This window comes from Halioxenophilus aromaticivorans (genome assembly GCF_042850945.1).
Taxonomy (GTDB): Bacteria; Pseudomonadota; Gammaproteobacteria; order Pseudomonadales; family Cellvibrionaceae; genus Halioxenophilus; species Halioxenophilus aromaticivorans.
In genome coordinates, this window is the sequence record NZ_AP031496.1 from 403,281 (window position 1) to 415,217 (window position 11,937).

10 protein-coding genes are annotated in these 11,937 nt (G+C 53.0%); 9 read left to right on the top strand and 1 reads right to left on the bottom strand.

Features of this window, described 5'->3' with window-relative positions; all coding sequences use genetic code 11:
• Positions 1-106: 106 nt before the first annotated feature.
• Positions 107-319, top strand: a complete 213-nt coding sequence (gene rpmE, locus ACGHM3_RS01950) for a 50S ribosomal protein L31 (RefSeq protein ID WP_345419210.1) — start codon at positions 107-109, stop codon at positions 317-319.
• Between the two features lie 88 nt (positions 320-407).
• On the opposite strand, the gene ACGHM3_RS01955 is transcribed toward rpmE, so the two are convergent.
• The gene (locus ACGHM3_RS01955) at positions 408-3,050 is read right to left on the bottom strand and encodes a penicillin-binding protein 1A (RefSeq protein ID WP_345419213.1); all 2,643 of its coding nucleotides are present in this window, start codon (positions 3,048-3,050) and stop codon (positions 408-410) included.
• A gap of 154 nt (positions 3,051-3,204) precedes the next feature.
• Between ACGHM3_RS01955 and ACGHM3_RS01960 the strand changes: the two genes are divergently transcribed.
• The 8 genes from ACGHM3_RS01960 (at position 3,205) to ACGHM3_RS01995 (ending at position 11,855) form a co-directional block, all read left to right on the top strand.
• Positions 3,205-4,272, top strand: coding sequence for a pilus assembly protein PilM (locus ACGHM3_RS01960; RefSeq protein ID WP_345419217.1), 1,068 nt, complete (start codon positions 3,205-3,207; stop codon positions 4,270-4,272).
• Positions 4,272-4,844, top strand: coding sequence for a PilN domain-containing protein (locus tag ACGHM3_RS01965; RefSeq protein ID WP_345419220.1), 573 nt, complete (start codon positions 4,272-4,274; stop codon positions 4,842-4,844). The genes ACGHM3_RS01960 and ACGHM3_RS01965 overlap by 1 nt, the downstream gene beginning before the upstream one ends.
• Positions 4,844-5,449 carry a type 4a pilus biogenesis protein PilO gene (locus ACGHM3_RS01970; RefSeq protein WP_345419222.1) on the top strand — a complete coding sequence of 202 codons (606 nt, stop codon included), beginning with the start codon at positions 4,844-4,846 and terminating at the stop codon, positions 5,447-5,449. The genes ACGHM3_RS01965 and ACGHM3_RS01970 overlap by 1 nt, the downstream gene beginning before the upstream one ends.
• An 11-nt stretch (positions 5,450-5,460) precedes the next feature.
• A complete protein-coding gene (locus tag ACGHM3_RS01975) occupies positions 5,461-6,027 on the top strand; it encodes a pilus assembly protein PilP (protein ID WP_345419225.1) in 567 nt (188 codons plus the stop codon).
• Positions 6,028-6,030: 3 nt separating this feature from the next.
• Complete coding sequence (locus tag ACGHM3_RS01980; RefSeq protein ID WP_345419228.1) at positions 6,031-8,184, top strand: type IV pilus secretin PilQ family protein; 2,154 nt, start codon at positions 6,031-6,033, stop codon at positions 8,182-8,184.
• A gap of 16 nt (positions 8,185-8,200) precedes the next feature.
• Entirely contained in the window at positions 8,201-8,728 is a 528-nt protein-coding gene (gene aroK / locus ACGHM3_RS01985; RefSeq protein ID WP_345419232.1) for a shikimate kinase AroK, read from the top strand.
• Between the two features lie 400 nt (positions 8,729-9,128).
• Positions 9,129-10,226, top strand: a complete 1,098-nt coding sequence (gene aroB, locus ACGHM3_RS01990; RefSeq protein WP_345419235.1) for a 3-dehydroquinate synthase — start codon at positions 9,129-9,131, stop codon at positions 10,224-10,226.
• Positions 10,227-10,262: 36 nt separating this feature from the next.
• Positions 10,263-11,855: an AAA family ATPase gene (locus tag ACGHM3_RS01995; RefSeq protein ID WP_345419238.1), complete on the top strand. Its 1,593-nt coding sequence runs from the start codon at positions 10,263-10,265 to the stop codon at positions 11,853-11,855.
• The last annotated feature ends 82 nt before the right edge of the window (positions 11,856-11,937 follow it).

Here is an 11,937-nt window from a genome sequence, read left to right on the forward strand (position 1 = left end):
GATTCTGATACCATGCGCCCCCTCTTTGAAAACGCTTAACATTAACCGTTGTGCGGTGCCCAACACAAGCTTGGGTGGCGGCACAAAAACGAGTGAGCTAACGACTATGAAAGCCGATATCCACCCAAATTACAGCGAAATCACCGCCACTTGTGGTTGTGGTAACACCATTAAAACCAAGTCTACCTTGGGCAAAGACATCCACTTAGATGTTTGCTCTTCTTGCCACCCTTTCTACACCGGTAAGCAAAAAGTGGTAGATACTGGCGGTCGTATCGATCGTTTCAACAAGCGTTTTGGCGGCCGCATCAAGAAGTAATCTTGATTGCCTCCAAAATCGAAAAAAGCGCCATTCGGCGCTTTTTTTTCGCCTGCTGTTTGCCCGTTGGGGCAATACAACTGGCTGTTTAAAACAGCTCTTCAATGGAGTCGGCCACCTTGGAAGTGCCTTGGTTGCCTTCGATGGCGGCGGGTGCCATTTCTTCTCGGAAGACTTCAAAGATAGCGTCTGGGTCTCCGGGCAGGGCTCGCTCGCCGGTATCGGGATTAATTTTTACGGAAACAATGCCATCGGGTTGGCGTGGTAGATATTCGGGAACTCCGGCCAGGGCATCGCGCATAAAGTCGATCCAGATGGGCAGCGCCGCCGAGCCACCGAACTCGCGCGTGCCTAGGTTTTGGTTTTGGTCAAAGCCCAGCCAAGTGGTGGCAACGAGGCTGGCGTTGTAACCCGAGAACCAAGCGTCTGTGGGGCCGTTGGTGGTGCCGGTTTTGCCCGCTAAATCGCTGCGTTTTAACACTTTTGCCTTGCTGCCGGTGCCGCGGGTGATGACATCGCGCAGCATGGAGTTGATCAGGTAATTGGTGCGCTCGTCCATCACCCGCTCTGCTTCTGGTAGGGGCTGTTGCAGAAGCTCTTCTTCAGTCAGGGCGGCGGCTTCTTCGGTTGCGCTTTCTTCCAGGGTTTGCGCGTAAAGCGGATCGTCTTGTTCAACCTTAACTTCCGAAATCTCTTGGTTGAGTTGGCTTTCGGCTTCGGCCAATTGTTTTTGCTCTAGGCATTGTTCATCGCACACAGTGGCAGGGCGAGCTAGGTCAATTAATTGATTGTCGCGTAACACGCGCTCAATTAAAAATGGCTCAACGCGATAGCCACCGTTGGCCAGAATGGCGTAACCGGCGGCAACTTCCAGTGGCGTTAGTGCCGAGCTACCCAGCGCCAGTGATAGATCGTGTGGGAATTGGCGCGTGTTAAAACCAAATTTGCCCAGTTGCTTGATGGTGGTACTAACACCAACGCTGCGCAGAACTCGAATTGAAACCAGATTGCGCGAGTTGTACAGGGCTTTACGCAATCGTGTTGGGCCATAGAATTTGCCGGTGGAATTTTCTGGCCGCCAAGTATCTTCAAGATTGGCATCGTCAAAAACGATTGGTGCGTCGTTAATCACCGTGGCAGGCGTGTAGCCGTTTTCCAGTGCAATACTGTAAATAAACGGCTTAAAGTTAGAGCCCGGTTGACGGGTGGCTTGCACGGCGCGGTTGTAGTGGCTTTGGCCGAAGTCGTAACCACCCACCATGGCGCGTATCGCTCCATTTTTTGGGTCCAGGGCAATCAGTGCGCCCTGGGCCTGGGGTATCTGCGAGAATTGCCATTGGTCGTTTTCTCGCTTAACGCGAATAACGTCACCTGGGTTTAAAAATTCCTTCAGCGTTTCGTAGGCCGGACCGCGTCTGTTTTCGTTGATAAACGGCCGTACTTTTTCCAGCCCTTGGGTTTTATCTAGGCGAATTAACTCATTGTTACCCAGTAAAGCTTCGAGATTTTCGTCGCCCACTTTGGTGATCACGGCCGGGTAGCGGTCGGCGTAGGTGGGCAGCGCCTGTAACTGTGCCACCCAGTCTTCCAGCTCGTAACGCGCGGACTGAAACGCTACCAGTGTCTCGTCGTCGGTGCTTGGTCGCTCGGTGCCGGCATCGATGGCGGTGCTGGCTTGTTCGGACTCTGTTTCCAGCTTGGGGGCCAACGTGCTGAGTGCAATTAATTCCTTGCCCACGGCCTGAGGGGTAAAGCTGGTTTCTGGGCCACGATAGCCGTGTCGCACATCGTAGGATTCTAGCCCGTTGATGATGGCCGCTTCAGCGGATTTTTGTAACCGGCTATCTACGGTGACAAAGGCTTGATAGCCATCGGTATAGGCGGCCAAACCGTAGCGGTTGATCATTTCTTTGCGCGCCATTTCTGCCACGTAGGGGGCGTCTGTGGTGATGATGGAGCCGTGATTTTCTGCGGTAATAGGCGCCGCCACGGCCTCTGCGTATTGGTTCTGATTAATGTGACCTAAGTCACGCATGCGCGAGAGAATCCAATCGCGGCGGATCAGTGCGCGGGATGGGTTGGCAATGGGGTTGTAAGCAGAGGGTGCTTTGGGCAAGCCGGCGATCATCGCAAATTGCGCTAAACTCAACTCATTGATGTTTTTGCCGTAATAAATCTGTGCGGCTGCTTGAATTCCGTAGGCGCGGTTGCCGAGATAAATTTTATTGAGATACAGGGATAGAATTTCTTCTTTTGTGAGTTCCCTCTCAATTTGCAACGCCAATAAGATCTCGTTGAATTTTCTGGTAAATACTTGATCACGGGTGAGGAAAAAATTTCGAGCCACCTGCATGGTGATGGTACTGCCACCGCCTTGAATTTCACCGGTTTGTACCAGTTGCGTAACGGCGCGTAACAAGCCTTTAATGTCGACCCCACCGTGGGCATAGAATCTGTCATCCTCGGCGGACAATATGGCGTCTATGAATGGCTGAGGGATTTCCTCGAAGGTGATTGGGCTGCGGCGCTTTTCACCAAACTCGCCGATCATTTCGCCGTCTTGGGAATAGATGCGCAGCGGAATTTGATAGTCGGTGTCCTTGAGGGACTCCACCGGCGGCAAGTTGGGTGCCAGGTAGAGATACATACCGGCCAAAGAAATACATAGTCCGCCGATAACAGTAAGGGCGGACCAGAAAAAGAAAGAAAGTACTGACTTGGCTCGAGGCATGAGTGACTGGCGAAAAGAGTGAATTGAGTGGTTAAACGTGAGTTAGATCATTATAAGAGCTTTTTGTTTCATTAACTATTGGTTCTTATATTGCACCTTCATTTTAAAGTGCTATAACATAAATTCTAGCTAAGTGGCGGAAATAGATAGGAAAATGGGTATTCTCGGTATCTTTGAAAGCAAGCCAAAACCGGTGCTGGGGCTGGACATCAGCTCCACCGCCATCAAGCTTGTAGAGCTAAGCCGGCAAGGAAGCGGCTATCGTGTAGAAAGCTACGCGGTACGCCCATTGCCGCCCAATGCTGTGGTGGAAAAAAACATCAACGAGGTGGAGGCCGTAGCCGAAGTGCTGCGCAACCTGGTGGTGTTGGGTAAAACCAAAATTAAGAATTCCGCAGTGGCGGTATCTGGCTCGGCGGTCATCACTAAGAATATCGAAATGCCCAGTGGCTTATCAGACGATGCGCTGGAAACCCAGATCACCCTAGAAGCCGACCAGTACATTCCATACCCCTTAGAAGAGGTTGCCTTGGACTTTGAAGTTCAAGGCTCCTCGGCCACCACCGAAGGCCAAGTCGATGTGTTGCTGGCGGCCTGCCGCCGTGAGCACGTTGATTTGCGAGTTGAGGTTTTGGAGCAGGCAGGCTTGGAAGCCAAAATCATCGACGTTGAAGCCTTCACCATGGAGCGTGCCTTTGGCCTGATCGCGGATCAGCTTGAGGAGCATGATGATCAAGTCATCGCCATTGTGGATGTGGGTGCCACCATGACCACCCTCAGCGTGCTGGTAAGCGGCAAAACCGTGTACACCCGCGAGCAGTTGTTTGGTGGTAAGCAGTTGACTGAAGAAATCCAGCGCCGCTACGGGTTATCCACCGAAGAGGCCGGCTTAGCCAAGAAGCAGGGCGGCCTGCCGGATGACTACCAGCTTGAAGTATTAGAGCCTTTCAAAGAGGCGGTAGTGCAACAGGTTACCCGCTCACTGCAGTTCTTCTTTTCCTCCAGCCAGTATAACGACGTTGACCACATTGTGTTGGCCGGCGGTGTTGCTACCTTGGAAGGCTTGGCCGACTTGGTGGAGGAGAAGCTGGGCACTCAAACCACCGTGGCCAACCCGTTTGCCAAGATGTCGGTGTCGTCTCGGGTGAACTCCGTCAATTTAGCCAACGATGCCCCGGCGCTGATGATTGCCGTTGGTCTGGCTTTGAGGAGCTTCGAATAATGGCAAAGATTAACCTCCTGCCCTGGCGCGACGAGCTGCGGGCAGAGAAAAAGAAACAGTTTTACACGGTGCTGGTGGCTGTAGCCGCCCTGGCCGGGGCCGCAGGCTTTGGCTGGATAAGTTTTGCAAATGGTCAGATTGACGCGCAAAAGTTGCGCAACGATATGCTCAACCGAGAAATCGCCGACCTGCGCAAACAGGTAGATGAAATCAAAGAACTGAAAAAACAGCGCAACGCCTTGGTTGATCAGATGCAAGTCATCCAAGACTTACAGGGTAACCGGCCACAAATTGTGCGCGTGTTTGATGACTTGGTGCGCAAAGTTCCGGATGGCGTCTACATCACGGAATTAACTCGTCGAGGCCCTAAAATGTCGTTCACCGGCGTGGCCGAGTCCAATAACCGAGTGTCGTCTTTGATGCGCCAGCTGGATGAGTCCCCTTGGTTTAATTCGCCTAATCTGCTGAGTGTGAACAAAATTCGCCAAAATGGCGATGACTCCAGCCCCAACCGTTTCAACATGACGGTAAAAATTTCCACGCCGAAAGCAGCTGAAGAGGAGGGCGCATAATGGCACTTTCCGATACCCTAGATCAGCTCAAAGATTTCGATGTTAACGATCTCGATTTCGAGCGCATCGGCTCCTGGCCGCTGGCAGGCCGTATCTTCATTTGGGTGGTGGCCTTCGCCCTAATTGTGGGCGGTGTTTACATGTTTAAGGTTAAAGACCTCAACATGGAGCTGGAACGCAACCAAAAGAAAGAACAAGAGCTGCGCACTACCTTTAATCGCCGCGCCCACGAGGCCGCCAACCTGGAAGCCTACCGTGCGCAAATGGCGGAAATGAATCAAGCCTTCGGTGCCATGCTGAATCAGTTGCCGAAAGAATCCGAAGTGCCGGGTTTGTTGGAAGACATCACCGATCGTGGCGCCACCGCTGGCTTAGAGATAAAAAGTATTAAGCTCGAAACCGAACAAATGAAAGAGTTTTACGTAGAGCTGCCGATATCCATTCATGTGGTTGGCACTTACCACCAATTGGGTGCCTTTGTTAGCGGTGTTGCAGGCTTGCCTCGGATTGTTACCCTGCACGATTACACCATCAAAAAAGCAGAGCGCGGCACCTTGGATATGACCATCCAAGCCAAAACCTACCGCTACAAGCCGCAAGAGTAGGAGCGCTGGAAATGGATATTACCGTGTTAAAACAGATTGTAATGGCGCCTACCCAGGTTCGATTGCCGGTTGTGGTTACCCTGGCGGCACTGTTGGTGTCGGGCTGTGGTGGTGATAGCAATGCCGATCTTAAGCAGTTTATCGACGAAACCAAACGCCGGCCGGCGGGCGCCATCGAACCCTTACCCAGTTTTCGACCCTACGAAGCGTTTACCTATTCGGCATCTACCGAGCGCAGCCCCTTTGAACCACCGGTTAAGGCGCTGGATTTGTATTACGGGTCGGGTAACAGCAACATTAAGCCGGATTTAACTCGGCGCAAAGAATACCTGGAAGATTTTCCATTGGAGTCCTTGCGCATGGTTGGCACTTTGGAGTTAAACAAAACCCTTTGGGCTTTGATTGACGATCGCCAGGGTGGCATTCATAGAGTGCGCAACGGCAATTATTTAGGACGTGATCACGGGAAAATCGTTGCCACTACGCCGGGGCAATTGACCGTGGTCGAAATTGTATCCGACGGTCTCGATGGCTGGGTGGAGCGGCCTCGTACCTTAGAGCTTTCAGTGCAGGAATAAACTATGTTTAAGTTAAACTTATCTGTCGTAACGAGACTGTGTGGCGCGCTTGTCGCGTTGGTCGTCGCCAGCATGAGCCACGCACAGGGACTGGTATCGTTAGACGACATTCAGTTTTCTTCCCTGCCCGGGCAAAAATTTGAAGTTAATCTTCAATTTAACCAGCCGCCGGAAGACCCTGTGGGTTATATCATCGAACAGCCGGCGCGCATTGTGTTGGATTTCCCCAATACCGCCAGCAAGCTGGACAAAAAGCGCTATCCCCTGGCCTTTGGCAATGCCGAAAGCGCCATTGTGCTTACCGCTGAAGACCGCACCCGTCTGATTTTAAATCTGACCGAGGCCTCGGCTTACTCAACGCAAAAAGACGGTGCTAACTTCTCTATCATTGTGGGTTCAGAGGGCACCAGTACCACCACTGCGCTCACCAGCACCGCAGGCAACGTTGAGGCGGCGGTAGCGTCACCTAAGCCCACCTACGCGGTGGGCCAGGTGAACATTACCGATGTTGATTTCCGCCGTACCGAAGCCGGTGAAGGCCGCGTGATCATTCGTCTGTCTGACCCGGCCGTAAATGTTGATGTGGAAGAGACCGCCTCGGGTATTGAGGTGAGTTTCTTAAACGTTAACCTGCCGGATGAATTCCGTCGCCGCTTAGACGTGACCGATTTCGCCACCCCGGTGAGCTTTATTGACACCGATAGCCAGGCGGGCATCACCAAAGTAAAAATCGACCCTCAGGGCGAGTACGAGTACTTGGCCTACCAGGCCGACCAAGAGTACGTGATCAGCGTCAAGCCGCTGACCGCTCAAGAGGAAGAAGATCGACGCACCAAGTTCCAGTTTGTGGGTGAGAAGTTATCGCTTAACTTCCAGGACATTGAGGTGCGTGCCGTATTGCAGTTGATTGCCGACTTCACCGACCTTAACTTGGTGGCAAGTGACACCGTATCTGGCCGTATTACCCTGCGCTTGGAGAACGTGCCTTGGGATCAGGCGTTGGATATCGTGCTGAAAGCCAAGGGCTTAGATAAGCGCCAAATTGGTAACGTGCTAATGGTTGCCCCAGCCCAGGAGATCGCCAATCGCGAGCGCCAGGAACTGGAAACCCGCAAGCAGTTGCAAGAGCTGGCACCCTTGCGCACCGAGCATATCCGTATTCTGTATGCCAACGTTAAAGAGCTGTTTGAGTTATTCGATGTAGGCCAAAACGGCCGCAACGGTAACGGCAGCAGCAGTAGTGGTCGCCGCAGCGAGACCGCCACCGCCAGTATTCTGTCCGAGCGCGGTAGCGCCATCATTGACGAGCGTACTAACTCGGTCATCTTGACCGACACCGAAGACAAAATTGCCGAATTCAAAGTGTTGATCAGCCAGATCGACATCCCAATTCGTCAAGTGTTGATCGAAGCTCGTATCGTTACCGCCAGTACTGACTTCTCCCGCGACCTGGGTGTGCAGTGGTCCACTGGCTATCTGGACACCAACGATAAAGGCAGTGCCTACGTCGGCGGTAACACCGCGCAAGATTTGGCCTTCGACAGCGGCGTGCTCAGCGGTGACTTTGGCGCTGTGGACCTGGGTGCTACTGGCCCGGCCGGCGACATCGCCTTCGGTTATGTAACCGACAACTTCCTGGTGGACTTAGAACTGTCGGCCCTAGAGTCCGAAGGCTTTGGTGAGGTCATTTCTCAGCCTAAAGTGGTTACCGGTGACAAGCAAACCGCTACCATCCGCTCGGGTTCCGAGGTGCCATTCCAGCAGGCTTCTTCTAGTGGTGCTACCACCACGGCCTACCGTGAAGCCACTTTACGCTTGGAAGTAACGCCGCAAATCACCCCGGATGACCACATTATTTTAGATTTGGCGGTTAACCAAGACGCCATCGGTGAGGTGGTTGCCTTCGGTGCGAGCAGTGCGCCAACCATTGATGTGACCGAAGTAATTACCCAAGTGCTGGTAAAAAATGGCGAGACCATCGTGTTGGGTGGTATATTCCAGTCCGTAGAAACCAACTCAACCACCAAGGTGCCGTTGTTGGGTGACATACCAGTGGTCGGTAACCTGTTTAAACGTAAGCAGCGCGATACCGAGAAAAACGAACTGCTAATCTTTATTACGCCTCGTTTGCTGGAGCAGCCCGTGCACCGCCAGTAGGCATAATAAAGTAGCAGTGGACGACAGCAGTAATATCATCCTAGTAGGGCCGATGGGGGTGGGAAAATCCACCATCGGCCGATTAATAGCCCAAGCCACCCGGCGCCAATTCAAAGATACCGATCAGGAAATTGAAGAGCGCTGCGGTGCCGATATACCCTGGATTTTCGATATTGAGGGTGAAGAGGGCTTCCGCAACCGCGAGGCCACGGTGCTGCGCGATCTAATCGCCGAGCCGGGCTTAGTGCTGGCCACCGGCGGTGGCATCGTAACCCGCCCCGAAAACCGTGAACTGCTGCTGAAAAACGGCAACGTGGTTTATCTCACCGCCAGTATTGATCAATTGGTAAAACGCACCCGCAAAGATCGCAAGCGCCCTCTGTTACAGGTGGATGATCCTCGGTCCAAGATTGTCGAACTGATCAAAGCCCGTGGCCACTGGTACGAAGAGGTGGCCCAGGCCAAAGTCATCACCGACCACAAATCGCCTAAAACCGTAGCGGATTCCATCCTTTCTCAGCTAAAGTTGGGCGAACGCGTCTAGGCTGAGCTGCATCTCCCGGCCGTAGTATCAAATCAACCGGCCCTAGATTAGTGTCAATAGGCTGTAGGGCCTGTTGACGCTAATTTGGAGCCTCTGTTGAGTCAGGAAATAGTCCAATCTAGGCGCGAACCGCGAAGTTTGGTGGGCCCAAATAAGCGGTGAGCAACAACGAGTGGGCTATTTCCTGGCTCAACCCGAAGGGCTAGGGCTGGGCGCCCCCGACCCGCTTCCCGCTCAACGTTGTTGCCAATCGCTTATGTAGGCCCACTACATTTCACTCTTGGCGCCTAGTTGAACGATAAGCTACCCGGGGCGCGTAGCCTCTAGCAGTGGTGCCAAATTAGTGTCAACAGGCCCTAGTATGATAGATTCCCCGCTACGAAAACGGGGGTGTCCTACCATGAAGCAACTCAACGTAGATTTGGGTGAGCGCAGTTATCCAATCTATATTGGCTCGGTGCTGAAACAAGACGGCTTACTGGCTAAACATATCAAAGCCAAGCAAGTGTGCGTGGTGTCGAACACCACGGTTGCGCCCTTGTACCTCAAGCTGATCCGCAACAGCCTGCCTGATCATTCAATCATCACCATCAACCTACCGGATGGCGAAGAGCACAAAGATCTCACCACGCTCAACACCATTTTCGATACCCTGCTGACCAATCGCCAAAACAGAACCACCACCTTAGTGGCTTTGGGGGGCGGCGTTGTGGGTGATATGACCGGTTTCGCTGCGGCCTGTTATCAGCGCGGTGTGCCCTTTGTGCAGGTGCCCACCACGTTGTTGTCCCAGGTGGATTCCAGTGTGGGTGGCAAAACCGGCGTTAATCACGCCCAGGGCAAGAATATGATCGGGGCTTTTTACCAGCCCCAAGCGGTGCTGGCTGATACCGATGTGCTGCTAACACTGCCAGAGCGGGAGCTTTCCGCCGGTATTGCGGAGATCATCAAATACGGTTTGATCTCCGATGCCGAGTTTTTTGCCTGGCTTGAAGATAATATGGATGCCCTGCTGGCGTGTGATAAACAGGCTCTAGGCCACGCAATTCACCGCTCTTGTGAGATCAAAGCCGAAGTGGTGGCCCAGGATGAACGCGAAGGGGGGATTCGCGCCATCCTAAATTTAGGGCATACTTTTGGCCACGCCATCGAAACCGCCATGGGTTACGGTGTTTGGTTGCACGGCGAAGCCGTTGCTGCCGGCATGTTGATGGCGGCGGATCTGTCTCGACGTATGGGTATGCTGGATCAATCCGTGGTTGATCGCACCCAGGCATTGTTGCTGAAGGCCAAGTTGCCCGTAGTAACACCGGCCGAGATCACCGATAAGCAATATTTGAGTTTGATGTCGGTGGATAAAAAAGTATTGGATGGCAAAATCCGATTGGTATTATTGAAAGGTTTGGGGGAGGCGATGGTCACCAGTGAAGTGCCCAAAGTCCTGTTGCACAAAACCATTCAGGTTAGCCGTTTGCCGGCCGAGCAAGCTCGCCGGTAATTGAAGGCGCACATCAACAACGAGAAAAAACCTTTCATGTCCCACGACCCTGTGGTTAATGATGCCCTGACAGAATTGGGACTGTCGGGCTCGCCGTTTACGCCTGGTGACTGCGCCAGTGCAGATTTCATATCACCCTTGCGCGAAAACCAAGTGCAGCGGGCGGCCCACCTGTGCCGCTACGGTGATCAATTACTGGTGGTGGTTGGCGGTAAGGGTGCGGGTAAAACCTTCTTTTTAACCAAGTTGTCTTTGGATTTAGCTGAAATACCTCAGCTGGTAATGATGGATGCGGCGGATTACGCCGAAGCCGAGGACGAGTTTTGGGCTGCTCTGGTAGCGCAATTGGGCGCGCAATCTCTGTCCATGTCCGACAGCGTTGGCGCGCAGATCGCCGCCATTCGTAAGCACTTAGCCCAATGTGAAGACCCGCCGGTTTTGTTGTTGGATAACGCCGAGGCATTCAGCGATCAAGTGCTGGCCGTTTTACTCAGTCTGATGTCGTCGGGGGCCCAGGAGTCGGCGTTAAAGTCGGTCTTGGCTGGCAGCAGCAAGTTGGTGGAGCGTTTGGATGCGCTCAACAACATCGAGGTCATGATCTACGACCTCGAATTGGCCGTGGTTACCGTGGAGCAGTGGCAAAACTTTTGCGATATTCAGCTGCGCTTGTATGGCTTGTCCGGTGACAGCCCCATAACCGAGGATGTGTTAGAGGGCATTATTAGCGATGCCGGCATTAACGTAAGAAAGATATTTGAGCAGCTGGATGACCAGTTGCGGGAGGAAAGAGTGACATCAATACCGGAAAAGGGAAGTCTGGGGTTGCCGCCAATGCACTTGGCTTTGATCGTTGGTTTGGTGGTGTGCCTATTGTTGATGGTATTGGTGGGCGAGCGTCTATTTGGCGGTGAAGAGCCGGCTACTGCGCCCACCTTTGAGAAACAAGCCGATGTGGTGGTGTACGATTCCAAAGGCTCTGCAGCCCAGGCCGCTAACGAGGCCAAAATAGCCCAGGACATGGCCAGCGATATCACCAAGCAGGATGCCAGTAACCTGGATTATGATGCCAATGGCTCGGACAGCGTCCAGCCGATTATTGCCAATCGTGCAGCAGAGGCGGAACCGCAAGTGGCCGCAGAGGTGTCCCAGGCGATTACCGAGGCCATTAACGAGCAGTCCGAGGCGGTTGCTGAGCCCTTGGTGACCGGTCAGGCGCAACAAGGTACGCCAATTGCATCTGGAAATGCGACAGAGGCGACACCTGAGCAAGATATTCGGTTGGTGCCGCCAGAACAAGCGCAACCGGTGGAGTCGGCACCGGCGCCGTCGGCTAGGGCGCCAAGCTCCATTAATGATCTGCCTGATGGTCGCTACGTATTACAGATATTAGCCGCCTCAAAGGCCGAGGGTTTGCAGGCTTTTGTGGATGATCAATCTAACCGTGATTCACTGCGTATCGCAGAGATTAAACGCGGCTCTGGAAGTTGGTTTGTGTTGCTGCAGGGCAACTATGCCAGCCCAGAAGCGGCGCGATCTGCAGTGAAATACCTGCCAAAAGACCAACAAAAAGACGGTGTTTGGCCAAGAAAGACCGAAGATATAAAGCGGATTTTGATTGAAAATCAGTAAATTTCAGCCTTAATCGGCGAAGATCAAGACATTTAAACGTTAACTTCTGCTTGGTGATTGCCATGATCGTGCCAAGCGGGTA

Bases quoted from the DNA above. Each gene is read 5' to 3' on its own strand.
- rpmE (WP_345419210.1), top strand. From the start codon at position 107: ATGAAAGCCGATATCCACCCAAATTACAGCGAAATCACCGCCACTTGT.
- ACGHM3_RS01955 (WP_345419213.1), bottom strand. From the start codon at position 3,050: ATGCCTCGAGCCAAGTCAGTACTTTCTTTCTTTTTCTGGTCCGCCCTT.
- ACGHM3_RS01960 (WP_345419217.1), top strand. From the start codon at position 3,205: ATGGGTATTCTCGGTATCTTTGAAAGCAAGCCAAAACCGGTGCTGGGG.
- ACGHM3_RS01965 (WP_345419220.1), top strand. From the start codon at position 4,272: ATGGCAAAGATTAACCTCCTGCCCTGGCGCGACGAGCTGCGGGCAGAG.
- ACGHM3_RS01970 (WP_345419222.1), top strand. From the start codon at position 4,844: ATGGCACTTTCCGATACCCTAGATCAGCTCAAAGATTTCGATGTTAAC.
- ACGHM3_RS01975 (WP_345419225.1), top strand. From the start codon at position 5,461: ATGGATATTACCGTGTTAAAACAGATTGTAATGGCGCCTACCCAGGTT.
- ACGHM3_RS01980 (WP_345419228.1), top strand. From the start codon at position 6,031: ATGTTTAAGTTAAACTTATCTGTCGTAACGAGACTGTGTGGCGCGCTT.
- aroB (WP_345419235.1), top strand. From the start codon at position 9,129: ATGAAGCAACTCAACGTAGATTTGGGTGAGCGCAGTTATCCAATCTAT.
- ACGHM3_RS01995 (WP_345419238.1), top strand. From the start codon at position 10,263: ATGTCCCACGACCCTGTGGTTAATGATGCCCTGACAGAATTGGGACTG.